Genomic DNA, 23,202 nt, shown 5'->3' with positions numbered 1-23,202 from the left:
CATGGCGGGTCTGTACGACGAGCTGCTGGTCCTCCTCCACGGCATATGGAGCCGGCGCTGGATCGCGCTGGCCGTGGCCTGGGGCGTGTGCATGCTGGGCTGGCTGGGCGTGTCGCTCATCCCCAATGGCTATGAATCCAAGGCGCGGGTCTATGTGAACACCCAGTCGCTGCTGGAGGACAAGATCGGCATCACCCAGGTCCAGTCCCAGCAGGATCTCGACCGGGTGCGCCAGACGCTGCTGAGCGCGGAAAATCTGGAAAAGGTCGTGCGCGGCACCGACCTTGCCCAGACCATTTCCGGACCGCGCGACGTGGCGGGCAAGATCACCACCCTGCGTGAGCATATCACCGTGCTGGCCCAAGCGGACCCCAGCATGATCGACATCAGCGCGACCTCGGCCGACAGTGGCCTGTCGGATGGCGCCAATGCCCGCATCGCCCAGCAGGTGGTGCAGAAGCTGATCGACATCTTCCAGGAAGAAAATCTGACCGGCGGCCGCACCGAAACCCGTCAGAGCCTGGCCTTCCTCGACCAGCAGATCGCCGGTCGCGGCAAGCAGCTCGAAGCGGCCGACAAGCGGCGCGTCGAATTTGCCCAGCGCTATGCCGGCGTGCTGCCGGGCGCCGGCACGATCAGCCAGCGCATGGATGCGGCCCGTCTGGAAATCAACAATATCGATGCCCAGCTGGTGCAGGCGCAGAGCGCGCTCAGCGCAATGAACGGCCAATTGGCTGGCACCCCGGCGACCCTGCCGGGCGTGGCGGTCGGCGGCGGTGCATCCCCGCTGGCCCAGGCCCAGGCCGAACTCGCCGGCATGCGCGCGCGCGGCTGGACCGCCAGCCATCCCGACGTGATCGCCGCCCAGCGGCAGGTCGACAATCTGCGTCGCCAGGGCGGCGCCAGTGGCGCGGCCGCTGCCGGCACGCCCAATCCCGCCTATCTGTCGATAAAGTCGATGCAGGCCGAACGGGCCGCCACCGTGCAGGCGCTGTCGACTCGCAAGGCGCAGCTTCAGGCCGATCTCAACACCATGACCGCGCATCAGATCGATGAGCCGGGCGTGGCGTCCGAACAGGAAAAGCTGGATCGCGACTATGCCGCGCTCCAGACCCAATATGACAAGCTGCTCGCCGACCGCGAGGAGATCCGCCTGCGTGGCGACGTGAAGACCGAAACCGGTGCGGTGCAGTTCAGCGTGCTTCAGCCCGCCAGCCTGCCGACGGCGCCCGCTGCACCCAACCGGCCGCTGCTGCTGCTGGGCGTACTGATCCTCGGCATCGGCGCCGGCATTGGCGTCGCTTTCGCGATCGGCCAGCTCAAGGGCACCTTCCCGACGGCCGCCCGTCTGGAACGGGCCGTGGGCATTCCGGTCGCCGGGTCGATCACCCAGGTCGCCAGCACGGCCCAGGTCACTCTCGACAAGCAGCGGATGAAATGGTTTGCGGGCGCCAGCGGCGGCCTGGCTGCCCTGTGCCTGTTGTTGATCGTCGTCGAATTCATCCAGCGCGGTACGGCGTGAAGGAGCCTGATCCCATGAACCAGCATAGCCCCATCAAGGGCCGCGGCTCGCTGATCGAACGCGCCACCGAGATTTTCGATTTCCAGGCGGCCCTGCGTGGTCGTGCGGCGCCGGCCGTCGATGTGCCGGCCGATGCGCCGCCACCGCCGCCGATGTTCGATCCCGCGCCGCCGGCGCCGGCTCCGGTCGCGTCCGATGAAGCGCCGATCTTCCGTGCCCAGGCCTGGACCAGCCCGGCCCAGCCGGTCGATCGCGACCGACTGACCGAAGCCGGCTTCCTGGTGCCCGGCGCGCCGGTCACCGCGATGAGCGAGGAGTTCCGCCTGCTCAAGCGCGGGCTGCTGACCCATCTTCAGGACAATCCGCGCGGCAACCGCATCCTCCTCTGTTCGCCCCATAGCGGCGAAGGGAAGACCTTCTGCGCGATCAATCTGGCGCTCAGTCTGGCGGCGGAGCAGGATCGCGAGATTTTGCTGGTCGATGCCGATTTTGGCAATCCGGGCATCCCCGAAACGCTGGGCCTGCAGGCCGGGCCGGGGCTGATGGATGCGCTCGCCGATCCGCTGGTCGCGATCGAGGATTGCGTGCTGCGCACCGACATTCCCTCGCTGTCCGTCCTGCCGGCAGGCCAGCGCAGCCATGCCGACACCGAATATCTCGCCTCGGCGCGGACCGAAATGCTGCTGCAACGGCTGACCGAGGGGCGGCCCGACCGCATCATCGTGTTCGATTCCCCGCCCTTGCTCGCGGCCTCGCCCGCTGCCGTGCTGGCCAGCCATGTCGCGGTCGCGCTGCTGGTGGTGCGCGCCGACAAGACGTCGGAAAGCGCGCTGCGGGAGGCGGCTGCACTGCTGAAGGGCGGGGCGCAGGTCCAGTTGCTGCTCAACGCCGTCCGCTATACCGGCGGGGCTCGTCGCTTCGGTTCCTATTATGGCAAGGGCGAGGCGGGATGACCGCGCGTGACCTGATCGCCGGCACCTCGCTGCTGGTGCTTGCCAGTGTCAGCGCCCCGGCGCTGGCACAAGGCACGCCTGCGTCCACCAGGAAGGTCGACGTGACGCCTTATCTGGGCATCGATCAGGTGGTGATGGTGCCGCTCAAGGGCGACGGCGACGTCGTGACCTATACCAATCTCACCGCCGGCGTGACGGTGGAGGTCCAGACCCGCCGGCTCAACGCCGCAGCGGACGTCCAGTATATGCACAGTTTCGGCTGGGGCCACGCGACCGATTCCGACGTGCTGAGTGGGATCGCCAATGCCGGCTACAAGCTGACCCCCGAACTCACCCTGCAGGCCGGCGGCATCGCCTCGCGCGTGCGCACCGACGGCTATTCGGGCGCTGCGGCGATCGACAATCGCTACACCAGCCAGATCTGGGGCGGCTATATCGGCCCCAGTTACGCCACGAAGGTCGGCGATCTCGACATCAAGGCTTCCTATCGGCTGGGCTATGCCCGCGTCGACGACGATGTCGATGTGAATGCCCCGGACGCCGCGATTGCCAATGGCTCGTTCGCGCAAAGCTGGACGCATGACCTGAATGGCTCGATCGGCTTCTCGCCGGGCACGATATTGCCGGTCGGCCTCACCGCCAGCGCGGGCTATAGCCGCGAGGATGCCAGCCAGCTCGACCAGCGGTTCGAGGATGTCTGGGGCCGGGTCGATGCGATCATGCCGGTTTCGCCCACGGTCGCGCTGCTCGGCGGCATCGGCTATGAGGATATCGAAATCAGCCAGCGCGCGCCCTTGCTGGACGAGGATGGGGTGCCGATCATCCGCAACGGCCGCTATGTCACCGACAAGAGTTCGCCACGCGAACTTTATTATGATTTCGGCGACCTGATCTGGGATGTCGGCGTGCTGTGGCGGCCCAATCGCCGTACTTCGCTCAAGGCGACGGTGGGCGAACGCTATGGCGGCATGTCCTATCAGGGCCAGTTCACCTGGCAGGGGCGCAACAGCAGCGTTGGCATCGCCGTGTTCGACGGCATTGAAAGCTTCGGCCGGATGATCACGGCGGATGCGGCCGCCTTCACCGGCACCAACCTGATCGTGCCGCGCAATCCCTTCACCGGCGATCTCACCGGCTGCGCCTTCTCGCCGACCGGCGGGGGCGAATGCTTCAACGATGCGCTGGCCGGCATCACCGGCGCCAATTTCCGCTATCGTGGCGTCGCCGGGCAATATTCCACCCGGCGCGGCCCCTGGGGCTTTGGCCTGGGCGGCGGCTATTCCAACCGCAAGTTCATCACGCCGACGACCCAGAGCGTGCTGATCAGCGGTACCCACGACCAGAATTGGTATGGCAATGGCACCGTCACCTATGCGTTCAACGACCGCGATTCCCTGGATACGGCGGTCTACATCAATTATTTCGATGCCAGCGGCGCCCGCGCCGATGTCTTGAACTATGGTGCCTTCACAAGCTATTTCAGAGGCTTGACTAGGAAACTTACGGCATCGGCTTCGCTCGGCGTCGATGCGGCGAAGGCGGATGATTTTGACACGCTGATCAACGCGATGGGCCAGGTCGGCCTGCGTTACAGCTTTTAAGGGAATTCCGGTTATAAGGGCGTCTATGCGACGCCGGCATGCCGGATGGAGACGACAGATGTACGATCAGTTCTATGGATTGCAGGGCCGCCCGTTCCAGCTGACGCCGGACCCGCATTTCTATTTCGAGAGCACGACGCATCGCAAGGCACTGTCCTATCTGGGCTATGGTCTGGCGCAGGGCGAGGGCTTCATCGTCATCACCGGCGACATCGGCGCCGGCAAGACGACGCTGGTCGGCCATCTGATGAGCACGATCGATCCGGCGCGCCTGACCGCGACCAAGATCGTGTCGACCCAGGTCGAGGGCGACGACATGCTGCGCCTTGCCGCGCAGAGCTTCGGCCTGGCCACCGACGGCGTCGCCAAGGCGCAGATATTGCGCCAGATCGAGGCCTATTTGCAGGGCCAGGCCCGCGCCGGCCGCCGTTCGCTGCTGATCGTGGACGAAGCGCAGAACCTGCCGGTCTCGGCGATCGAGGAACTGCGCATGCTGTCCAACTTCCAGTTGGGCGGCCAGTCGCTGCTGCAGATATTCCTGCTCGGCCAGCCCGAATTTCGCGACCTTGTCCGGTCGCCCGAGCTGGAGCAGCTGCGCCAGCGCGTGATCGCGACCCATCATCTCGACCCGATGCTGCCGCAGGAAGTCGAACCCTATATCAGCCATCGCCTGACGCTCGTCGGCTGGACCGGCAATCCCTATTTCACCGACGATGCGCTTGACGCCATCTATGCCGCCACCGGCGGCGTGCCGCGCCGCATCAACGCGCTGGTCAGCCGCGTGCTGCTGCTGGGCGCGCTGGAGCAACTGACCGAGATTGACGGTCAGGCGGTCCAAGCGGTGATCGAGGATATGGGCGTGGACGAGGATGTCAGCGCCGAACCGATCGCCCCGTCCGTGCTGGATACCGCTGGCGAAACCGCGCCGGAACCGATCGCACCGGCCGAACCGGTCGCCGCTGCCCCCGCACCGCAGGCGGTCGCCTGGCAGGCCCCGGCGCAGCCCGATCTCGTGTCGCCCGCCGTGCATGAGGAGATCGAGGCGCTGCGTGCCGAAATCGCCGCCCTGCGCGCGATGCAGAACCATGCCTCCTATGCCGCGCCGACGGTCGATCCCGAAGCGCTCAAGGGCTGTTTTGCCCTGATCGAGGAGCGCCTGTCGGGCCTCGAATTCCGCGTCGAGGAACAGGATGCGGCGCTGCGCCGCGTGCTGACCCTGCTGGTCGACTGGGTCGAGCGCGACGAACGCGCCGCCGATCCGGAGCGTAACGCCGCCTGATCGCGCCCGCGCGGCAACACCGGGACAAGATCATGATGCACAATGCCCTGTCCGTCGATGTCGAGGACTGGTTCCAGGTCGGCGCCTTCGAGCGGACGATCGACCGTTCCGATTGGGAGGGGCTGACGCATCGCGTCGAGCGCAACACCGATGCGGTGCTGGACCTGTTCGCGCAGGCCGGCGTCACCGCGACCTTCTTCACGCTGGGCTGGGTCGCCGAACGCTATCCCGCTTTGATGCGCCGCATTGCCGAAGCCGGGCATGAAGTCGCCAGCCATGGCTATGACCATGCCCGCGTCTTCACCTTCACGCCCGAACAGTTTCGCGCCGACCTGCGCAAGTCCCGCGCAATCCTGGAGGATGCCAGCGGGCAGAAGGTGTCGGGCTATCGCGCGCCCAGCTTCTCGATCGATCCGCGCACGCCCTGGGCGCATCCGATCCTGGCGGAAGAAGGCTATGCCTATTCCAGCAGTGTCGCGCCGATCCGGCACGACCATTATGGCTGGCCCGACTCGCCCCGCTTCGCCTGGAAGCCGGTGGCGGGATCGGAGCTGCTCGAACTGCCGGTCACCACGGCAAAGCTGGGCCAGCGCACGCTGGCGGCCGGCGGCGGGGGCTTTTTCCGCCTGCTGCCCTATGGCTTTTCACGCTGGGCGATCCGCCAGGTGAACGGCCAGGCGCAGCGGCCCGCCATCATCTATTTCCACCCCTGGGAAATCGACCCGGATCAGCCGCGCGTCGCCGGCGCGCCACTGCGCTCGCGGGTGCGCCACTATACCAATCTGTCCGTCATGGCCGCCAAGCTGCGCCGCCTGACCCAGGATTTCGCCTGGACCCGCGTCGACGCGCTGGTTGCGCAGGAAGCGGCGCGCGCCACATGATCGCGGGCAACCGGGCCGATCTGGCGATCACCACGCTGGACCTCAAGGATCCGGCGCAGGCGCAGGCGGCCGATGCCTATGTGCTGGCTCATGGCGCCAGCACGCCCTTCCATCGTCCGGCCTGGCTGATCGCGATCGAGCGGGCGACCGCGAACCGGGCGCTGATGCTCGCGGCGGCTGCGCCATCGGGCCAGATTTGCGGCCTGCTGCCGCTCCAGCATGTGCGCAGCCGCCTGTTCGGCCAGGCGCTGGTGTCCGCCGCCTTCGCCGTCGACGGCGGTATATTGGCCGATGATCCGGCCGTGATCGCCGCCCTGGCTGCTGCCGCCCGGAATGAAGCGCGGGCGCGGGGCGACGTGCCGGTCGAACTGCGCGGCGGTGTCGCACCGGGGGAGGGGTGGCGCGTCTGCGAGGGCGAGCATGTCGCCTTCGTCCGCCCGCTTGCCGCCGATGACGAGGCGGAACTGCTCGCCATACCGCGCAAGCACCGCGCCGAACTGCGCAAGGCGCTCGCCAATCCGGCGCTGACCGTCGATCATGGCCGCTCGACGGCACATCTGCGCGACCATTATCGCATCTATGCCGAATGCGTTCGTAACCTCGGTACCCCCGGTCTTCCCCGCGCGCCTCTTCCGCGAGGTAATTGCCGCCTTTGGCGCGGATGCCGACATTAGCATCGTGCGCGATGGCGATCGCGATCGCCCGGTCTCGGCCGTGCTGACCCTCTATCATGGCGACCGGGTCATGCCCTTCTGGGGCGGCGGCGGCGCCGATGCCCGCCGGCTGCGTTCCAACGAACTCATGTATTATCGCCTGATGGGCCATGGCCGCGCCCGCGGCGCCCGCCGGTTCGACTTTGGCCGGTCCAAGGTCGGCAGCGGCCAGGCCGCCTGGAAAAAGAGCTTTGGCTTCGATCCGCAGCCGCTCGTCTATTATGACTGGTCGCCCACCGGCCAGTTGCGCGACGTCAGCCCGACCAGCGCAAAATATCAGCGGCGGATCGAACTGTGGAAGAAATTGCCGCTGCCGGTCGCCAATCTGCTGGGGCCGATGATCAGTCGGGGCCTCGGCTGATTACCATATATTCAGTCCTTTGGGCCTATGCCGGTGCCAGGGTACTGAGGGAATGAGCAGATGAATGCGATTGTCGATCTGAGCGTCATCGTCGGAGAGGCGCGTCTGTCCGACCCGGCTGTCGTGGCGGAAATCGATGCCTGGGTCTGCGCCCAGCCGGGCTCGACGCCCTTTCATCGACCGGCCTGGATCATGGGTGTGGAGGCCGGCACCGGCCAGAAGGCGATCATGCTGGTCGCCCGCACGCCCTCGGGCGAGATCAACGGCGTGCTGCCGCTCACCCATATCCGTTCGGCCCTGTTCGGCAAGGCGCTGGTCGGCAGCGGATTCGCGGTCGATGGCGGCATTCTCGCTTCCCATCGCAAGGCGATCGCCAAACTGGCCGACGCGGCCTGGTATCAGGCGGAAAAGCTCGGCTGCGACACGCTGGAACTGCGCGGCGGCGAAGCGCCCGGCGGCGCCTCATGGCAGAACAAGGCCGACGCCTATCTCGGTTTCTCGCGCGCGCTTGCCGCCGATGACGAAGCGGAACTGAAAGCCGTGCCCAAGCGCCACCGCGCGGAAATCCGCAAGGGGTTGGGCAACGACCTCCAGTTCGAGACCGGGCGCGACCAGCGGCTGCGCGACATCCATTATCGCCTCTATTGCCAGAGCGTCCATAATCTGGGCACGCCGGTCTTCCCGCGCGCGCTGTTCGATGCCATCCTCGACCGGTTCGGGGCGGATGCGGACATCGCTATGGTATCGAAGGACGGCAAGCCCCTGTCGGCGGTCATCAGCCTCTATCATGGCGGCGCCTGCATGCCCTATTGGCATGGCGCCGGGCTGGAGGCGCGGGCGATGCGCTCCAACGAAGTCCTCTATTTCACCCTGATGCGCCAGGCCCGCGAGCGCGGCCTCACCCATTTCGACTTTGGCCGGTCGAAAGTCGGCACCGGCCCCGCCGCCTGGAAGAAGACATGGGGTTTCGAGGGCGATCCCCTCGGCTATCATCTGCGCACCGCGCCGGGCAAGGAGACGCGTGACGTCAATCCGCTCTCGCCGCAATATCGGCGCAAGGTGGAATTGTGGAAGAAACTGCCGCTGCCCGTCGCCAACCTCATCGGCCCGCATATCGCGCGGGGCCTTGGATGACGGGTGAGCTTCTTTTCCTCTGCCATCGTATCCCGTTCCCGCCCGACCGGGGCGACAAGATCCGGTCCTATCATCTGCTTCAGCGGCTCGCGCAGATGGCACCGGTCCATGTCGGCTGCTTTGCCGATGATGATCGCGACATGGGTTTCGCCCCGGACATGGCGCGACTGACGGCCAGCCAGTGCGTGTTGATGCGCGACCGTTCGCGCATCGTCGCCGGCCTCTCGGGCCTGGCGCGCGGCCAGTCGCTGCTGGTGTCGCTGTTCGATCATCCGGACCTGCATCGCTGGGTCGCCCAGGTCATGGCCGAACGGCCGATCCGCGCCGTCATTGCCTATTCGGCGCAGATGGCGCATTTCGTGCCCATGCTGCCGGCGGGGGTGCGGTTCCTGATGGATTTCGTCGATTTCGATTCGGCCAAATATGCCGCCTATGGCGCGCAGGAATCTGGCCCGATGGGCTGGATCAATCGGCGCGAGGGCCGCGTGCTGCTCGATTTCGAGCGCAAGGTTTCGGCCCGCGCCGATATCTGCAGCTTCGTCAGCGAGGCCGAAGCGGCCTTGTTTCGCGATGCCTGTGGCCTTGGCCCGGACCGGATCGTCGCGCTCGAAAATGGCGTGGCGCTCGACTATTTCGACCCCGCCGCCGATTTCCCGGCGGTCGATAAGGGGGCATGGCCGCTGATCGTCTTCACCGGCCAGATGGACTATCGCCCCAATGTCGAGGCGGTCGAGAGTTTCGCGCGCCAGACGCTGCCCGCCATCCAGTCCGCACGCCCTGACGCGCGCTTCGCCATTGTCGGCCGCAATCCGTCGAAGCCGGTGCAGGCACTTGCCGATCTCCCCGGCGTCATCGTCACCGGCGGCGTGCCTGATGTGCGTGGCTGGCTGGCCGCTGCCGATCTGGTGGTGGCCCCGCTGCGCATCGCGCGCGGCATCCAGAACAAGGTGCTCGAAGCCATGGCGATGGCCCGTCCGGTCGTCGCTTCGCCCCAGGCCGCCGAAGGCATTGATGCGGTCGATGGCCGCGATTTCCTGGTCGCGGATGACCCGGTGGCCGAAGCCCAGGCGGTCCTGTCGCTGCTCGCCGATCCAGCGCGAGGAACGCAGCTCGGCCTCGCCGCCCGCCGCCGTGTCGAGGACCGCTATCGCTGGTCGGCGACGCTGGGCGGTCTGCCCGACCTGCTGCTCGGCGCGCCGGGCAGGGCCGATCCGCAGGCCGCATGACCGATCGCGCCCGTTCCCTTGCCGATATGCCGCGCATCGGTCTTGCCGGCTGGCGTGGCCATCTGACCGCGCTCGGCGTGGTCGCGGCTGCCATATTGACGCTCTTCTTCGACGATCTCTATTCGATGGTCTCGATCTGGTGGAACGCGTCCACCTTCGGCCATTGTCTCTTCATCCCGATCCTCATCGCCTGGCTGGTGCAGCAGCGTCTGCCCGGCCTGCGCCAACTGGAGCCGGTCGCCTGGCCGCCGGGCCTGATCTGGCTGGGCCTTGGCGCCTTTGCCTGGCTGCTCGGCGCGGCGGCGGGCGTCGCGATGGTCCGCCATGGCGCGCTGGTCCTGATGCTTCAGGGTGCGGTGATCGCGCTGCTCGGGCCGATGGTGGCGCGCGCCTTGCTCTTCCCGCTCTTCTACGCCTTCTTCATGGTCCCCTTCGGTGAGGAGATCGTGCCGCATCTTCAGTTGGTGACGGCGCATCTGTCGATGATGTTCCTGACGCTGGCCGGCGTGCCCGCCCATATGGAGGGCATCTTCATCACCACCCCGACCGGCTATTTCGAGGTGGCGGAGGCCTGTTCGGGCGCCAAGTTCCTGATCGCCATGACCGCCTATGGCGCGCTGGTCTGCAATGTCTGCTTCCAGACCTGGCCGCGCCGCATCCTGTTCATGGCCGGGGCGCTCACTTTGTCGGTGCTGGCCAATGGCGTGCGCGCCTTCGCCACCATATTGGTCGCCCATCTGACCACGGTCGACGCGGCCGTCGGTTTCGACCATGTCGTCTATGGCTGGGTCTTTTTCGCGATCATTATGATCATCGTGATGGCGACCGCCTGGCCATTCTTCGATCGTAAGCCCGGCGATCCCTGGTTCGATCCCGCGCCGCTGCAGCGCCCCGTCCGGCGGCAGGCGCCGGCCGGCATGATGGCGGCCATCGCACTCGGCATCATCGTTGCCGCGCCGCTCTGGCTGGCGGCCACTGCGGCCACCGCCCGTCCGCTGCCATCGCGCATCGATCTGCCGGCGGTGCCGGGCTGGACCCGCACCAGTGCCGCCCAGACCTATCCCTGGAAACCGCGCTTCGATGGCGCCGATCATTTCATCTCGGGCCGCTATGCCAATGCGCACGGACAGGTCGTGGACCTCGTCGTCGCCGCCTTTGACCGGCAGGAGGACAAGCGCGAACTGGTCGGTTTCGGGCAGGGCGCGGTCGATCCCGACAAGGAATGGACCTGGTCTTCGCCCGCGCCGGCGCCCGCCGACGCACGCGGCGAGCAGATCACCGGTCCCGGCCCGCTCGTCCGCCATGTCGTCAGCTTCTATGTGGTGGGGCAGGGCGCACCGACCGGCAGCAAGCCGGAAGTGAAGATCCAGACCATGCTGGCCCGGCTGCTCGGCCGCGATCCGCGCTCGGTCGCGATCCTCGTTTCCGCTGAAGAGCATCCGGGCCATCCCTCCGACGCGGCGATCGCCGCCTTCCTGCGCGATCTGGGCAATGTGAAGGAATTGGCTGACCGCAGCGCGGGCATAGGCTAGGACCGTAACAATGTGCGGAATTGCGGGCATCTTCCATCTCGAAACGGCCAAGCCGGTCGATCCGGCGCGGGGTGCGCGCCATGCTGGACGTGATGCCGCATCGCGGCCCGGACGGCAGTGGCATCTGGACCGCGCCGGGCGTGGGCCTCGGCCATCTGCGCCTGTCGATCATCGATCTTGGCGGCGGCGCCCAGCCGATGCTGACCGAGGATGAAAGCCTGGTCGTCACCTTCAACGGCGAAATCTACAATTTCGCCGAGGTCCGCGCCGAACTGGAGGCGAAGGGCCATGTCTTCCGCACCGACAGCGATACCGAGGTCATCCTGCACGGCTATCGCCAATGGGGCGAGGAGTGCGTCAGCCGCTTCAACGGCATGTTCGCCTTCGCCCTGTTCGATGCGCGCGCCCAGTCGCTCTGGCTGGTGCGCGACCGGCTGGGGGTGAAGCCGCTCCATTATGCCCTGTTGTCGGATGGCAGCCTGATCTTCGGATCGGAACTGAAGAGCCTGCTCGCGCACCCCCTGCTCCGCCGTGCGCCGGACCTGAGCGCGGTCGAGGATTATCTGGCCTATGGCTATGTCCCCGACGATGCCTGCATGGTCGCGGGCGTGCGCAAGCTCGGGGCGGGTGAGACGCTGCGCCTGGTGCGCGGCCGTCCGCTGCCCCATCCCCAGCGTTATTGGGACATCAGCTTTGCCGATCGCAGCAAGGCCAGGCCCGAGGCGCTGGAGGAGGAGCTCGTCGCCCTGATGCGTCAGGCGGTGCGCTCGCGCATGGTGTCCGACGTGCCGCTCGGCGCCTTCCTGTCCGGCGGCGTCGACAGCAGCAGCGTCGTCGCGCTGATGGCAGAGGCGTCGAACCAGGCGGTCAAGACCTGCACCATCGGCTTCGACGTCGCCAGCCTGGACGAGACCGCCTATGCCGACCGGATCGCGCGGCGCTTCGCCACCGACCATCGCACCCGTATCGTATCACCCGATGATTATGGATTGGCCGACACGCTGGCCTTCCATTTCGACGAACCCTTTGCCGATGCCTCCGCGCTGCCGACCTACCGGGTCTGCGAACTGGCGCGCGAACAGGTGACGGTGGCCCTGTCCGGCGATGGCGCGGACGAGGCGTTTGCCGGCTATCGCCGCCACCGTTTCCAGATGCAGGGGGAAAGGCTGCGTGGCCTGATCCCCGCGTCGGTGCGCGAACCCTTGTTCGGCACGCTCGGCCGCTATTATCCCAAGGCCGACTGGGCGCCGCGCCCGCTGCGCGCCAAATCGACCTTCCTCGAACTGGCTGGCGACGGCGGCGAAGCTTATGCCGCCTCGGTCGGGGTCACGCCCCATGCCCTGCGCCAGCGTCTCTTCAGCCAGGACATGAAGAGCCGGCTGGGCGCCTATCGCGCCGAGGATCGCTATATCAAGGCGATGGCCAATGCCCCGGCGCGCGACCCGCTTGATCGCGCCCAATATGCCGATATCCGCATCTGGCTGCCCGGCGACATCCTGACCAAGAGCGACCGGATGAGCATGGCCGTCAGCCTGGAAGCGCGCGAGCCGCTGCTCGACCATCGGCTGGTCGAATTTGCCGCCCGCCTGCCGGTTGCCCAGCGCATTCGCGGCAATAGCGGCAAATATCTCATGAAGAAGGCGATGGAGCCGTTCCTGCCACAGGATATTCTCTATCGCCCTAAAATGGGCTTCGTGACGCCGATCAGCGCCTGGTTCCGCGGCGCGCTGGCGGGCGAGGCGACGGCGGTCGCCGGCGGCTCGGCCCTCGCCCGCACCGGCTGGTTCGACACGAAGATGCTGGCGAAAATCGCGGCCGACCATAAGGCCGGCATATCCGACCATGGTCGCCTGCTCTGGCAAATGGTGATGCTCGACAAGGCGCTCGGCCGGCTGTTCGGCGCGTGATCCCCTTGCAACCGGCCCCGCCCGGTGCCAACGGGACAGCATAATGAATATGCAGGGCGCCTCATTGACTGTCTCGAAGGAAATTGTGCGGCTGCGCCTCTATGCGCTGTGCCTGGCCGGCGACATGGCGGGGCTGTTCATCGCCTTCCTCCTCGCCAACTGGCTGGTCGTCGGCGCCTTCCTGGGCGAACCGGGCAAGCCGCATGGCCTGGTGATGTTCTCGATGGTCGCGCCACTCTATGCGATCCTCGCGGTGCAGGGTGGTGCCTATGGCATCAACACGCTGGATCGGGTGCGGCGCGGCATCTTCCGCGCACTGCTGGCGCTGGCGCAGGCGGCGCTGTTGATGCTGCTGATCGTCTATCTGGGCAAGATCGCCGAACAGCTGTCCCGTCTGACCTTCCTCACCGGCCTGCTGCTCGGCGCGGCGACGCTGGCGCTGGTGCGTCTGGCCGTCGCGCGCCTCGCCGTCCGGCTGCTGGGCGATGTCCCACATCTCACCGCCGTCATCATGGACGGGGTCGCGATCGAGACCGGCGCCCATATGGAGGTGATCCAGGCGGACGCCGCCAATCTCCACCCCGAACGCCATGACGCCGACATGGCCGCACGCCTGGCCGCCGCCGTCGGCATGGCGGAGCGCGTGATCGTCGCCTGTCCGCTCGAACGGATGGACGACTGGTCGGCCGCGCTCAAGTCGCTGTCGGCGCGGGGCGAGATCGTCGTCCCCGAACTGCTGCGCTTTGCCCCCGCGCGCGTCGATGAGTTTGACGGCCAGCCGACGATCATCGTCGCCGGCGGCCCGCTGCAATTCCGTGATCGCCTGATCAAGCGGCTGTTCGACATCCTCGTCGCCACCATTGCCACCATCGCGCTGTCGCCCGTCCTGTTCGGCGCTGCCCTGGCGGTGAAGCTGACCAGCCCCGGCCCGATCCTCTTCCGCCAGCCGCGCATCGGCAAGGATGGGCGGCCCTTCTCCATCTACAAGTTCCGCTCGATGCGGACCGAGGCGAGCGACCACAAGGCTGCCACGCTGACGAAGCGCGATGATGATCGCGTGACCCGCGTCGGCGCCTTCCTGCGCAAGACCAGCATCGATGAACTGCCCCAGCTCTTCAACGTGCTGAACGGCGACATGAGCGTCGTCGGACCGCGCCCCCATGCCGCCGCCGCCAAGGCGGGCGACAGCCTCTATTGGGAGGTCGACGCCCGCTATTGGGAACGGCATTGCATCAAGCCGGGCATGACCGGCCTTGCCCAGGTGCGCGGCCATCGCGGCGCGACCGACCATCATCAGGATCTGATCGACCGGCTCCAGTCGGATCTGGAATATGTCAGCGACTGGTCGATCTGGCGCGACCTGCGCATCATCGTCGCGACGCTGGGTGTTCTGGTGCATCACAAGGCCTATTGATCATGATCGACCTTCTGCTTGTCCTTGTCCTGCTGCTTTCGCTTGTCGCGGTCGCCTGGCCTTTCTTCTTCTATCCGCTGATCCTGCGCCTGTTGCCGACCCGTGCGGAAGCGCCGGCCGATGGCCCGCTGCCCAGCGCCTCGCTGCTTTTCTGCGCCTATAATGAGGCTGCCTCGATGCCGGACAAGCTCGCCAATCTGGCGATGCTGAAGGATCGGCATCCTACCCTCGAAATCCTGGCCTTCGATGATGGATCGTCAGACGGCACCGCCGGGTTGATCGCTGCGCAGGGGGGCGGCGGATTTATCACCCTGTTGCAGGGCCCCGGACGCAGCGGCAAGGCGCATGGCATGAAATTGCTTGCTGCCCGTGCGCGCGGCGATGTGCTGATCTTCACCGACGCCAATGTGCTGCTGGATGCCGACGCGATCGACAATCTGCTCGCTCGCTATGCCGATCCCGATATTGGTGGCGTGCTCGGATCGCTCCATTATCTGGGCGAGGGCGACAGCGCGACCGCGGCCGTCGGCTCGCTCTACTGGCGGATCGAGGAGAGGCTGAAGGACGAGGAGTCGCGCACCGGCAATGTGCTGGGCGCCGACGGTTCGATCTTCTCGATCCGTCGCTCACTCTATCCGGAATTTCCCGATAGCGTGCTCGACGACCTCACCGTCTCCATGGCGGTGGTCTTTGCCGGCAAGCGGCTGGTGAAAGCGAAGGATGTGATCGCGCGCGAGCGGCTGGTGACCGGGCGCGGGGACGAGTATCGGCGCAAGGTGCGGATCGCCGCCCGCGCCTGGCACACGCACAGCCATTTGCGCCCGCAACTGCGCCGCATGGCGGCGATCGACCGGTTCAAATATGCCTCGCGCAAGATCGTCCGCTGGTTCGGCGGCCTGTTCATTCTGATCGGCGCGCTCGCTGTGCTGGTGCTGGCGTTGCGCTTGTCGATCCTGCTCGCCATGCTGGGGGTGATCGCGGTGACGGCCCTTTTCCGCATCGGCGGACGGGCCCGCAGCGGCCCGCTGGCAACATTGATGGATATATTGATTGCCTATGCCGCAACCCTGAAGGGCGTGGTCAAGGCCATGCGCGGCCGCACCGTCACGATCTGGAATCCGGCCCAGTCGCGATAATCTTTCGCGCTGATCCCCCTCGCCAAAGCCGCGCCATATTGTATAGGCCGGAAGCTGATACCGAGCGGAGAATGGCGTGATTACTGTCCAGCGGGTGGCCAAGGCCGCCGGCAAGCATCTGACCAAATTGGGTCTCGACCTGCGCAAGGCGTTGGGTGCCTCCGCCAATCGCGGCTGCCCGGCCTGCGGCATGACGGTCATCGGCTTCTTCCGCTATGGCGACAATGGCGAATGGGGCTGCCCCAATTGCAACGCCTCGCCGCGTGAGCGGCTGATGAACTATCTCATCATGAAGGGCGTGTTGACCGTGCCGACCGACGGCGCGATCCTGCACATGGCCCCCAATGAGGGGAGCCTGGTGAAGCGCTTTTCTGAAGCGGCCGACTATGTCCCGGCCGATCTTGATCCCGCGCGCTATACCGTGCCCGGCATGCACAAGGTCGACCTGATGGCGCTGTCCGACAGCGATCGCTACGACCTGTTCTATGCCAGCCATGTGATGGAGCATGTGCCCGACGACATGGCCGTGCTGCGCAATATCCTTCGCGCGCTCAAGCCGGGCGGCGAAGCCTGGCTGATCGTGCCGCTGTGGGACAAGCCGACCGAGGATGGCAGCTTCGACATCCCACCGCGCGAGCGGGAACGGCGCTTTGGCCAGTGGGACCATGTCCGCCAATATGGCCTCGACTTCGCCGATCGCATCCGCGCCGCCGGCTTCGAGCTGGAGGAAATCGATGCGCGCGACATCGACGCCGACACGCGCCATTTCTATGCGCTTGATGATCGGCTGTTCCGCGCGCGCAAGCCGCTGGGAACTGCGACGCAGTGAGCATGCTCGCGCGGATGGAGGCATCCGCCCGCATCCTCGCACTGGTCAAGCTCGCCAATGTCGGGCTGGTGATGATCTGGGGTTTCGCCGTCACCTTCGTCTTCGTGCGGGTGCTGCCGCTGGCGGAGTTCCAGGCCTTCCTGCTGCTCGTCGCCTTCGGCAATTTCACCATTTCGGCGGAATTCGGCCTTACCAGCATCATCTATGCGCGCCTGCGCCGCTTCTGGCTGGGCAGCGATGAGGCGGCGGCCGATGGCGGGTTCCGGCTGGAGGAAATGGGTGTCCTCTTCCTCTTCCTGGGCCTGCTGATCGCCGGCGCGGTCGTCATCCTGCTCGGCGCGCTGGCGCTGGGCGGGTTGCATACGGCCATGCCGGCGCTGTTCCTGCTCTTCTTCCTCACCGCCTGTCTCAACCTGTCGGCTTTGCTCGCCAAGCGGGCGCTGGCAGCGATCGACGGCAATTTCCTGTGGGAAGGGCTGGATTGCGCCCGCCGCCTGGTGACGATCGGCCTGCTGGCGGCGATCCTGTTCGGGCTCGATCCGCGTCTGTCGGTCGCGTTGCAACTGGCGGTCAGCGTTCTGGTGATCGGCTATGCCATCGTCCATGTCCATCGCCGCCTCGGCATGCGCCGCAGCCACTGGTTCGCCTTCCGCGTTGGTGGTGGGCATGTGCGCCGCCATTATCTGCGCGATATCGGCGCGTCGGCGGCCTTCACCGTGTCGGACATCGTCGCCTATAACGCGCCCTATTTCACCATCGCCATGGCCACCAGCGATGCCCGGCCGATGCTGCTGTTCGACTTTTTCTTCAAGATGTCGCGCTCGCTCTCGATGCTGGTGCGCGCCATGGTGGAGGCGGCCCTGCCGCGCATCACCCGCGCCTATCATGCCGGCGAAAGCGCGCGGGTGCGCCAGCTCCTGACCCGTGCGCTCGGCGCCGCGCTCTTCTTCGCGCTCGCCGGTTCGGCGTTTCTGATGCTGATCGGCGGCTGGCTGTTCGACAAGCTCTTCGACAGCCGCGCCGCGATCGACCAGGCCGACTTGGGCCTCACCGCGCTGGCACTGGTCGCGCTCTCGGTCATCTGCGTCTCGGTCTATGTCCAGGCCGCGCTCGGCCGCTTTGCCCATCTGCTCCAGCGCTCGCTGCCTTTCCTTGCCGGTTCGCTGCTCAGCGTTCCGCTCGCCGGCGCGCTTTGGCCCGATCGCTTCGATCTCGGCTTCCTCGGCCTCTATGCCCTGACCCTGATGCTGGCCGCCGGCCTGCATCTCGTCTCGCTGCGCCGACTGGTGCGCGCATGAAGATTGCCATGCTCGATCCGTCGCTCTTCACCGGGCGCTATGATGACGGGCTGTGCGCCGGCCTGGCGCAGGCGGGCGCTAACGTGACCCTGCTCGGCCGGCCGATGCGCGCTACCGATGCGATCGTGCCGCAGGGCTATAGCTACGCGCCGCGCTTCTTCCGCCACAGCGAGGCCCTGCGCGATCGGCTGGGGGAGGGGCGGGCCTTCCGTCTCGCCAAGGCGGCCGAATATGGCCTGACCTGCGCGCTCGGCAATCTCGATGCGATGACCGGCGCGGACGTCACCCATGTCCAGTGGCTGCCGCTGGCGCCGGCCGACCGGCTGATGCTCGATCGGCTCAAGGGCCGCACCGCGCTCGTCCACACCGTCCATAATGCCGATGCCTATCATGCCGACAGCGGCCTGCAGGGGCGCGGCTATCGCGCGCTGCTCGATCGGTTCGATGCGTTGATCGTCCATGGCGACACGACGCGCGCGGCGCTGGTCGGGCAGGGCGTCGATCCCACCCGCATCCATGTGACGCCGCACCCGCCGATGCGGCTCGCGCCCGCCACCCCGGCGGACCTTGCGGCCATTCCCGATCCCGCCGCGCCCCGCATCCTCTTCTTCGGCACGATCCGCCCATACAAGGGCGTCGACCTGCTGGTGGAGGCCTGCCTGTCGCTCTGGCGCGCGGGTCACCCCTTCGAACTGGTGCTGGCCGGCAAGCCCTTCATGGATGTCACCCCGATCCTCGATCCGGTTCATGCCGCCGGCTTCGGCGACCGCCTCATCACCGATTTCGGCTTCCTCACCGAACCCCGGCTGGACGCGCATATGGCAAAAGCCGACCTCATGGTCTTTCCCTATCGCCATATCGATTCGAGCGGCGCTTTCCTGTCGGCGCTGCACCATGGCAAGGCGATGGTCACCTCCGACGCGGGTATGTTCGGCGCCTTGCCGGACGGCGTCACCACGCGGGTTCCGGCCGGAAATGCGGTGGCGCTTGGCCAAGCCCTCTTGCCGCTGATCGAAAGCGCGGCCATCAGGCAGGCAGTGGGGGCGCGGGCGCGCGCCTATGGAGATATTATGGGCAATTGGAAGGACATGGCCTTGGCGACGATGGATATTTACCGCCAGGTGCTGCGCGCATGAGCCGCTATGTCCGCGAATTGTCCGACCGAGCATTGGCCCTGCGCCTGGCGCTGGCCGGCCGCGTCCACCAATATCCCGAAATCCAGGCGCTCAAGCGCTTCCTGTCCGCCTTCGCCATCGACTGCCTGTTCGACGTCGGCGCCAATCGTGGCCAATATGCGACCATGGCACGCAAGGATGCGGGCTTTGCCGGCACCATCCTCTCCTTCGAGCCGAACCCGGACGTCTTTGCCGAACTGAGCAAGGCCGCTGCGTCGGACTGCAAATGGCATGTCTTCAACATGGCCCTGTCCGATTTCGACGGCACCGCCAGCTTCAACATCATGGCCGCGGACCAGTTCAGCTCCCTGAAGGCGCCGTCGGGCGCACAGGACGCGATCTTCGCCGATCGGAACAAGGTGACGAAGACGGTCGAGATGCAGTGCCGCCGGCTCGACAGCCTGCTGCCCGAACTGCGCGCCGCCCATGGCTTTGCCCGGCCCTTCCTCAAGATGGACACGCAAGGGCATGACCTGTCGGTCTGCGAAGGGGCGGGGAGCGTCATCGCCGACATGGCCGGCATCCAGACGGAACTGGGCGTGCGTCCCATCTATGAAGGCGGCACCGGCTATCGCGCGATGATCGACTGGCTGGAGGCACGCGCCTTCGTCCCCTCCGCCTTCTTCGCCAATAACAAGGGCCATTTCCCGCTGCTGGTCGAAATGGACGGCATCTTCGTCAACAAGGCGCTGCTGGACAGCTGATGCCGGGGGGAATGCCCTTCGTCAGCGCGCGGCGCCTGTTCCTTGCCGGGGCGATCGGCCTCGCTTTGTGGCTGGGCGCGACCTTCCTGTGGCATGTGACCTGGCGTCAGGGTGTCAGCCTCGCCGTCATCCTGTTCCTGGACCAGGATTTTCCGGCGCTGATGATCGGTCTGTTCCTGCTGGCGCTGGCCGCGCCCTTTGCGGAGGGGATGGGCTTTCGCCTGCCGCAACCGCGCGCGCGCATCATCGTGCCGATCATCGTGCTGCTGGGGCTGGCCGCCTGGGCCGGTCATTATGCCCTGTTCCAGGATTATTCGGTTTCCCGCGATGAAGAGGTCGCGCGCTTTGCCGCCGCCTATATGCGCGAAGGCCTGTTCGCCCGGCCGATCCCGGTTGAATGGGAACCCTATCGCCGGGCGATCATGCCCGAATTTTTCTCACCCTTCGGCGCCGCCGACTATTGGACCGCTGCCTATCTGCCGGTGAACAGCGCGATCCAGGCCCTGTTCTGGCAGATGGGCGACCCCAATCTCGCCGGCCCGGTCTTGCTGGTGCTCGGCCTCTTCTCGCTGTGGCGGGTGGCGCTCCATCTCTTCCCCGACCGGCCCGATGCCGTCTGGGTAACGATGCTGCTCGGCCTTTCCTCGGCCCAGCTCTGGGTCACGGCGATGACCCCCTATGCGATGACCGGCCATTTCGCATTGAACATGGTCTGGCTGGCGCTGGTGCTGCGCGGCGGCATTGCCGGCCACCTCTCGGCCGGCGTGGTCGCGCTGATCGCGGCGGGGCTGCATCAATGGCATTTCCCGCCCATCTTCATCGCCCCCTTCATCCTCTGGATGCTGTTGGCGCGGCGCTGGACCGTGGCCGCCTTCCACGCGCTGACCCTGGTCGCGATCGTCATCGTCTGGGCCAAGATCTGGCCCGGTTTCCTGCTCCATGCGCTGGGCGCGCCGACCGATGTGCGCCCGTCTGCCGGCGTCGCCGACAAGGTCGGCAGCCTGTTCCAGCGCCTGGGCGACCGCTGGCAGCCGCTGGTCAATCTCAGCCGCTATGCCGCCTGGAACAATATATTGATGGTGCCGCTCGCGGGCCTGGGCGTGCTGGCGATGCGCTGGCGCGATGCGATCCGCGGGCGTGAGATCGCCCTGCCGCTGGCGCTGGGCTGCCTTGCCGGGTGCCTGCTGGCGCTGGCGCAGGGCTATGGCTGGGGCTTCCGCTATGCCCATGGCTTCATCGGCCCCTTCTGCCTGCTGGGCGGTCTTGGCTGGGCGCGCTTCCGGCCACAGGGGGCGATGCGGCCGATCTTCATCGGCTTCGTGGTGACGCTGCTGACCGCCGGCTTCCTGGTCTGGCGCACCCATGTCTTCGTCGAACCCTATGCCGCCAGCCACCGCATGATCGACGCCTCGCGCGCCGACGTCGTTCTGGTCGATCCGCGCGGCGGCCTCTACGTCACCGATCTGGTGCGTGGTCGTAATGGCGTGCCGGGCAAGCCGATGGTCATGAACCTCGGCATGCTGACGCTCGATCAGGTGGACGAGCTGTGCAAGACCTATGTGGTCGAGCTGTTCGACCGCGCCGAATTCCGCCCGCTCGGCGTGCCGTTGGCGCGCTGGAATCTCGGGCGCATGGACACGCTGCGCGCCCATATGAAGCTGGCCGGTTGCGATCGCCCGGTCCAGCCGCCGCTGCCCGAGACGATCGACGACGCCATGAACGCCGCCGATAACGCCTTCTAGATACCATGGCCGTCATCGCGAGCGAAGCGTGGCGATCCATGGATTGCTTCGCTTAGCTCGCAATGACGCAATGCGTTAGCTTGAAGGGCAAGTGAGGGGCATCACTGCCCCTTCACATAGACCCGCTTGCCGTTGATCCAGGTTTCCAGCACCTGCGTACCGCGAATGTCGGTCGGGCTGGCCGTCTCGATATTGCGGTCGATCAGCAGGAAGTCCGCCCGCTGCCCCGGCACCAGGCTGCCGAATTTCTTCTCGGCAAAGCCGGCAAAGGCCGCCTGCCGGGTAAAGCCGTCCAGCGCCGCCTCGAAGCTCACCTTCTGCTCGGGCATCCAGCCACCGGCCGGCTCGCCCCTGGCGTCCTGTCGCGACATGGCGGCGGCAATGCCGGGGAAGGGATTGGGGCTTTCGACCGGCACGTCCGAACCGAATGCCAGCGGCACCTTATTGTCCAGCATCGCCTTCCAGGCATAGGCGCCCTTCAGCCGGGCCTCGCCCAGCCGCGCCGTCGCCATGCGCCAGTCCGACGTTTCATGCACCGGCTGCATCGACGCGATCGTGCCATAGCGGGCAAAGCGCGGCAGGTCGGCCGGATCGATGATCTGGGCATGTTCGACGCGCCAGCGCCGGTCGCCGCTATAGGTGTCCGACATTTCCTGGATCGCGTCGAGTATCTCGCCATTGGCGGCGTCGCCGATCGCGTGGACCGCAACCTGGAAATTGTCCATCGCCGCCCGGCTCATGATGTTGCGCAGCTGCGTCGACGGGATCATCGGCAGGCCGCGCTGGCCCGGCGCATCGCTATAGCCCGCCTTCAGCCAGGCGCCGCGTGACCCCAATGCGCCGTCCAGCAGCAGCTTGATCCCGCCCATGCGCAGATGATCGTCATACAGCCAGGGCGTGGGTTCCGGCCCGGCGATCAGCACCATATTGTCGAGGCCATAGGCATAGGACATGATCCGCACGCGCAGCGCGCCGCGATCGGCCGACCGGCGGAAGGCCTGCCAATCCTCGATGCTGGTGCCCATGTCGGCAATGCCGGTGATCCCCACCGCCAGCAGCGCGCGCTGCGCCTTTTCCAGCGCATTGTCGCGATCCTTGGGGGCAGGGGCGGGCACGACCTTCTGGATCAGGTCCATCGCCTTGTCGACGAACACGCCCGCCGGCTTGCCCGCTGCCATCTCGATCCGGCCACCAGCCGGCGCCTTGGTCGCGGCGCTGACGCCGGCCGCGCGGATCGCGGCGCTGTTGGCCCAGCCGGCATGGCCGTCGATCCGCTCCAGCCAGACCGGAATATCGCCCACGGCCGCGTCCAGTTCGGCTGCGGTCGGGAACCGGCCCAGCCCCCATGTCTCCTGGTTCCAGCCGGTGCCGATGATCCATTTGCGGCCGGTATTCTCCTGCGCATAGGCGCGGATCTTCGCCTGTGCCTCGGCCAGCGATTTCGTGTCGGACAGGTCCAGCGTGATCAGCGAAAGGCCAAGCCCCATGACATGGCCATGCGCGTCGATCAGGCCGGGGATCAGCGTCTTGCCGCCTGCGTCCAGCTTGAAGCTCGGGCCTTTCGGCCGCTCGGGCCAGGGCTGGCCGCGCTTGGGCTTCTTGGGCTTGTACTCGGGCTCCTGATAGCGGCCCTGGATCAGCTTCTCGACCTTGCCCTCATCGTCGATCATCAGCGCGCCGAAATGGACGATCTTGCCATCCGGTCCGATGGCGATGCCGTTCACATTGTCGATCACGCCCGATGCATAAGCGGGCATGGGCAAAGCAAGCGCGGCAATCGCCGCCAGCATTATCT

Annotated in this window: 16 protein-coding genes and 2 pseudogenes; 17 read left to right on the top strand and 1 reads right to left on the bottom strand. The window is 66.6% G+C overall.

Annotated features, from left to right (window positions below; all coding sequences use genetic code 11):
- The first annotated feature begins 1 nt into the window (after position 1).
- The 17 genes and pseudogenes from DIZ22_RS08470 to DIZ22_RS08390 all read left to right on the top strand — a co-directional run bounded on the left by DIZ22_RS08470 (position 2) and on the right by DIZ22_RS08390 (position 21,407).
- Positions 2-1,522: an XrtA system polysaccharide chain length determinant gene (locus tag DIZ22_RS08470; protein ID WP_048936975.1), complete on the top strand. Its 1,521-nt coding sequence runs from the start codon at positions 2-4 to the stop codon at positions 1,520-1,522.
- Between the two features lie 14 nt (positions 1,523-1,536).
- Positions 1,537-2,475, top strand: coding sequence for an AAA family ATPase (locus tag DIZ22_RS08465; RefSeq protein ID WP_048936974.1), 939 nt, complete (start codon positions 1,537-1,539; stop codon positions 2,473-2,475).
- The gene (locus DIZ22_RS08460) at positions 2,472-4,076 is read left to right on the top strand and encodes a hypothetical protein (RefSeq protein ID WP_048936973.1); all 1,605 of its coding nucleotides are present in this window, start codon (positions 2,472-2,474) and stop codon (positions 4,074-4,076) included. Before DIZ22_RS08465 ends, DIZ22_RS08460 begins: the two co-directional genes overlap by 4 nt.
- Before the next feature lie 58 nt (positions 4,077-4,134).
- Positions 4,135-5,355 (top strand): XrtA/PEP-CTERM system-associated ATPase, encoded by a 1,221-nt coding sequence (locus DIZ22_RS08455; RefSeq protein ID WP_037507928.1) that lies wholly within the window; start codon positions 4,135-4,137, stop codon positions 5,353-5,355.
- Between the two features lie 32 nt (positions 5,356-5,387).
- A complete protein-coding gene (locus DIZ22_RS08450; RefSeq protein WP_080993530.1) occupies positions 5,388-6,236 on the top strand; it encodes an XrtA system polysaccharide deacetylase in 849 nt (282 codons plus the stop codon).
- Positions 6,233-7,310 (top strand): annotated as a pseudogene (locus DIZ22_RS08445) (FemAB family XrtA/PEP-CTERM system-associated protein). The gene DIZ22_RS08450 and the pseudogene DIZ22_RS08445 overlap by 4 nt, the downstream one beginning before the upstream one ends.
- 60 nt (positions 7,311-7,370) lie before the next feature.
- Positions 7,371-8,444 (top strand): FemAB family XrtA/PEP-CTERM system-associated protein, encoded by a 1,074-nt coding sequence (locus DIZ22_RS08440; protein WP_048936971.1) that lies wholly within the window; start codon positions 7,371-7,373, stop codon positions 8,442-8,444.
- Positions 8,441-9,670, top strand: coding sequence for a TIGR03087 family PEP-CTERM/XrtA system glycosyltransferase (locus DIZ22_RS08435; RefSeq protein ID WP_048936970.1), 1,230 nt, complete (start codon positions 8,441-8,443; stop codon positions 9,668-9,670). Before DIZ22_RS08440 ends, DIZ22_RS08435 begins: the two co-directional genes overlap by 4 nt.
- Positions 9,667-11,202 (top strand): exosortase A, encoded by a 1,536-nt coding sequence (xrtA, locus tag DIZ22_RS08430; protein ID WP_048936969.1) that lies wholly within the window; start codon positions 9,667-9,669, stop codon positions 11,200-11,202. Before DIZ22_RS08435 ends, xrtA begins: the two co-directional genes overlap by 4 nt.
- Before the next feature lie 10 nt (positions 11,203-11,212).
- Positions 11,213-13,109: pseudogene (locus DIZ22_RS08425) on the top strand (XrtA/PEP-CTERM system amidotransferase).
- A 43-nt stretch (positions 13,110-13,152) separates the two neighbouring features.
- Positions 13,153-14,523, top strand: coding sequence for a sugar transferase (locus DIZ22_RS08420; RefSeq protein WP_122928101.1), 1,371 nt, complete (start codon positions 13,153-13,155; stop codon positions 14,521-14,523).
- Positions 14,524-14,525: 2 nt separating this feature from the next.
- Positions 14,526-15,659, top strand: coding sequence for a glycosyltransferase family 2 protein (locus DIZ22_RS08415; RefSeq protein WP_048936966.1), 1,134 nt, complete (start codon positions 14,526-14,528; stop codon positions 15,657-15,659).
- Between the two features lie 76 nt (positions 15,660-15,735).
- Complete coding sequence (locus DIZ22_RS08410) at positions 15,736-16,488, top strand: methyltransferase domain-containing protein (protein ID WP_048936965.1); 753 nt, start codon at positions 15,736-15,738, stop codon at positions 16,486-16,488.
- Positions 16,489-16,502: 14 nt separating this feature from the next.
- Positions 16,503-17,786: a hypothetical protein gene (locus DIZ22_RS08405; RefSeq protein WP_122928778.1), complete on the top strand. Its 1,284-nt coding sequence runs from the start codon at positions 16,503-16,505 to the stop codon at positions 17,784-17,786.
- Positions 17,783-18,922 (top strand): glycosyltransferase family 4 protein, encoded by a 1,140-nt coding sequence (locus DIZ22_RS08400; RefSeq protein ID WP_048936964.1) that lies wholly within the window; start codon positions 17,783-17,785, stop codon positions 18,920-18,922. The genes DIZ22_RS08405 and DIZ22_RS08400 overlap by 4 nt, the downstream gene beginning before the upstream one ends.
- On the top strand, positions 18,919-19,665 hold the full coding sequence (locus DIZ22_RS08395; RefSeq protein WP_048936963.1) for an FkbM family methyltransferase: 747 nt from the start codon (positions 18,919-18,921) through the stop codon (positions 19,663-19,665). The genes DIZ22_RS08400 and DIZ22_RS08395 overlap by 4 nt, the downstream gene beginning before the upstream one ends.
- Entirely contained in the window at positions 19,665-21,407 is a 1,743-nt protein-coding gene (locus DIZ22_RS08390; protein ID WP_048936962.1) for a hypothetical protein, read from the top strand. Before DIZ22_RS08395 ends, DIZ22_RS08390 begins: the two co-directional genes overlap by 1 nt.
- Positions 21,408-21,508: 101 nt before the next feature.
- On the opposite strand, the gene DIZ22_RS08385 is transcribed toward DIZ22_RS08390, so the two are convergent.
- Complete coding sequence (locus DIZ22_RS08385; RefSeq protein WP_048936961.1) at positions 21,509-23,197, bottom strand: amidohydrolase; 1,689 nt, start codon at positions 23,195-23,197, stop codon at positions 21,509-21,511.
- Positions 23,198-23,202 lie beyond the last annotated feature (5 nt).

Source organism: Sphingobium sp. LF-16 (genome assembly GCF_003711185.1).
In the GTDB taxonomy this organism is placed as follows: domain Bacteria; phylum Pseudomonadota; class Alphaproteobacteria; order Sphingomonadales; family Sphingomonadaceae; genus Sphingobium; species Sphingobium yanoikuyae_A.
The sequence above is the reverse complement of the archived record's forward strand: the minus strand, read 5'-3'. Positions and strand labels throughout refer to the sequence as shown.

Excerpts from the sequence above, each read along its gene's own strand:
- DIZ22_RS08400 (WP_048936964.1), top strand. The coding sequence starts at position 17,783 with ATGAAGATTGCCATGCTCGATCCGTCGCTCTTCACCGGGCGCTATGAT.
- DIZ22_RS08415 (WP_048936966.1), top strand. The coding sequence starts at position 14,526 with ATGATCGACCTTCTGCTTGTCCTTGTCCTGCTGCTTTCGCTTGTCGCG.
- xrtA (WP_048936969.1), top strand. The coding sequence starts at position 9,667 with ATGACCGATCGCGCCCGTTCCCTTGCCGATATGCCGCGCATCGGTCTT.
- DIZ22_RS08450 (WP_080993530.1), top strand. The coding sequence starts at position 5,388 with ATGATGCACAATGCCCTGTCCGTCGATGTCGAGGACTGGTTCCAGGTC.
- DIZ22_RS08405 (WP_122928778.1), top strand. The coding sequence starts at position 16,503 with ATGGAGGCATCCGCCCGCATCCTCGCACTGGTCAAGCTCGCCAATGTC.
- DIZ22_RS08390 (WP_048936962.1), top strand. The coding sequence starts at position 19,665 with ATGCCGGGGGGAATGCCCTTCGTCAGCGCGCGGCGCCTGTTCCTTGCC.
- DIZ22_RS08385 (WP_048936961.1), bottom strand. The coding sequence starts at position 23,197 with ATGCTGGCGGCGATTGCCGCGCTTGCTTTGCCCATGCCCGCTTATGCA.
- DIZ22_RS08435 (WP_048936970.1), top strand. The coding sequence starts at position 8,441 with ATGACGGGTGAGCTTCTTTTCCTCTGCCATCGTATCCCGTTCCCGCCC.
- DIZ22_RS08470 (WP_048936975.1), top strand. The coding sequence starts at position 2 with ATGGCGGGTCTGTACGACGAGCTGCTGGTCCTCCTCCACGGCATATGG.
- DIZ22_RS08460 (WP_048936973.1), top strand. The coding sequence starts at position 2,472 with ATGACCGCGCGTGACCTGATCGCCGGCACCTCGCTGCTGGTGCTTGCC.
- DIZ22_RS08440 (WP_048936971.1), top strand. The coding sequence starts at position 7,371 with ATGAATGCGATTGTCGATCTGAGCGTCATCGTCGGAGAGGCGCGTCTG.
- DIZ22_RS08420 (WP_122928101.1), top strand. The coding sequence starts at position 13,153 with ATGAATATGCAGGGCGCCTCATTGACTGTCTCGAAGGAAATTGTGCGG.
- DIZ22_RS08455 (WP_037507928.1), top strand. The coding sequence starts at position 4,135 with ATGTACGATCAGTTCTATGGATTGCAGGGCCGCCCGTTCCAGCTGACG.
- DIZ22_RS08465 (WP_048936974.1), top strand. The coding sequence starts at position 1,537 with ATGAACCAGCATAGCCCCATCAAGGGCCGCGGCTCGCTGATCGAACGC.
- DIZ22_RS08395 (WP_048936963.1), top strand. The coding sequence starts at position 18,919 with ATGAGCCGCTATGTCCGCGAATTGTCCGACCGAGCATTGGCCCTGCGC.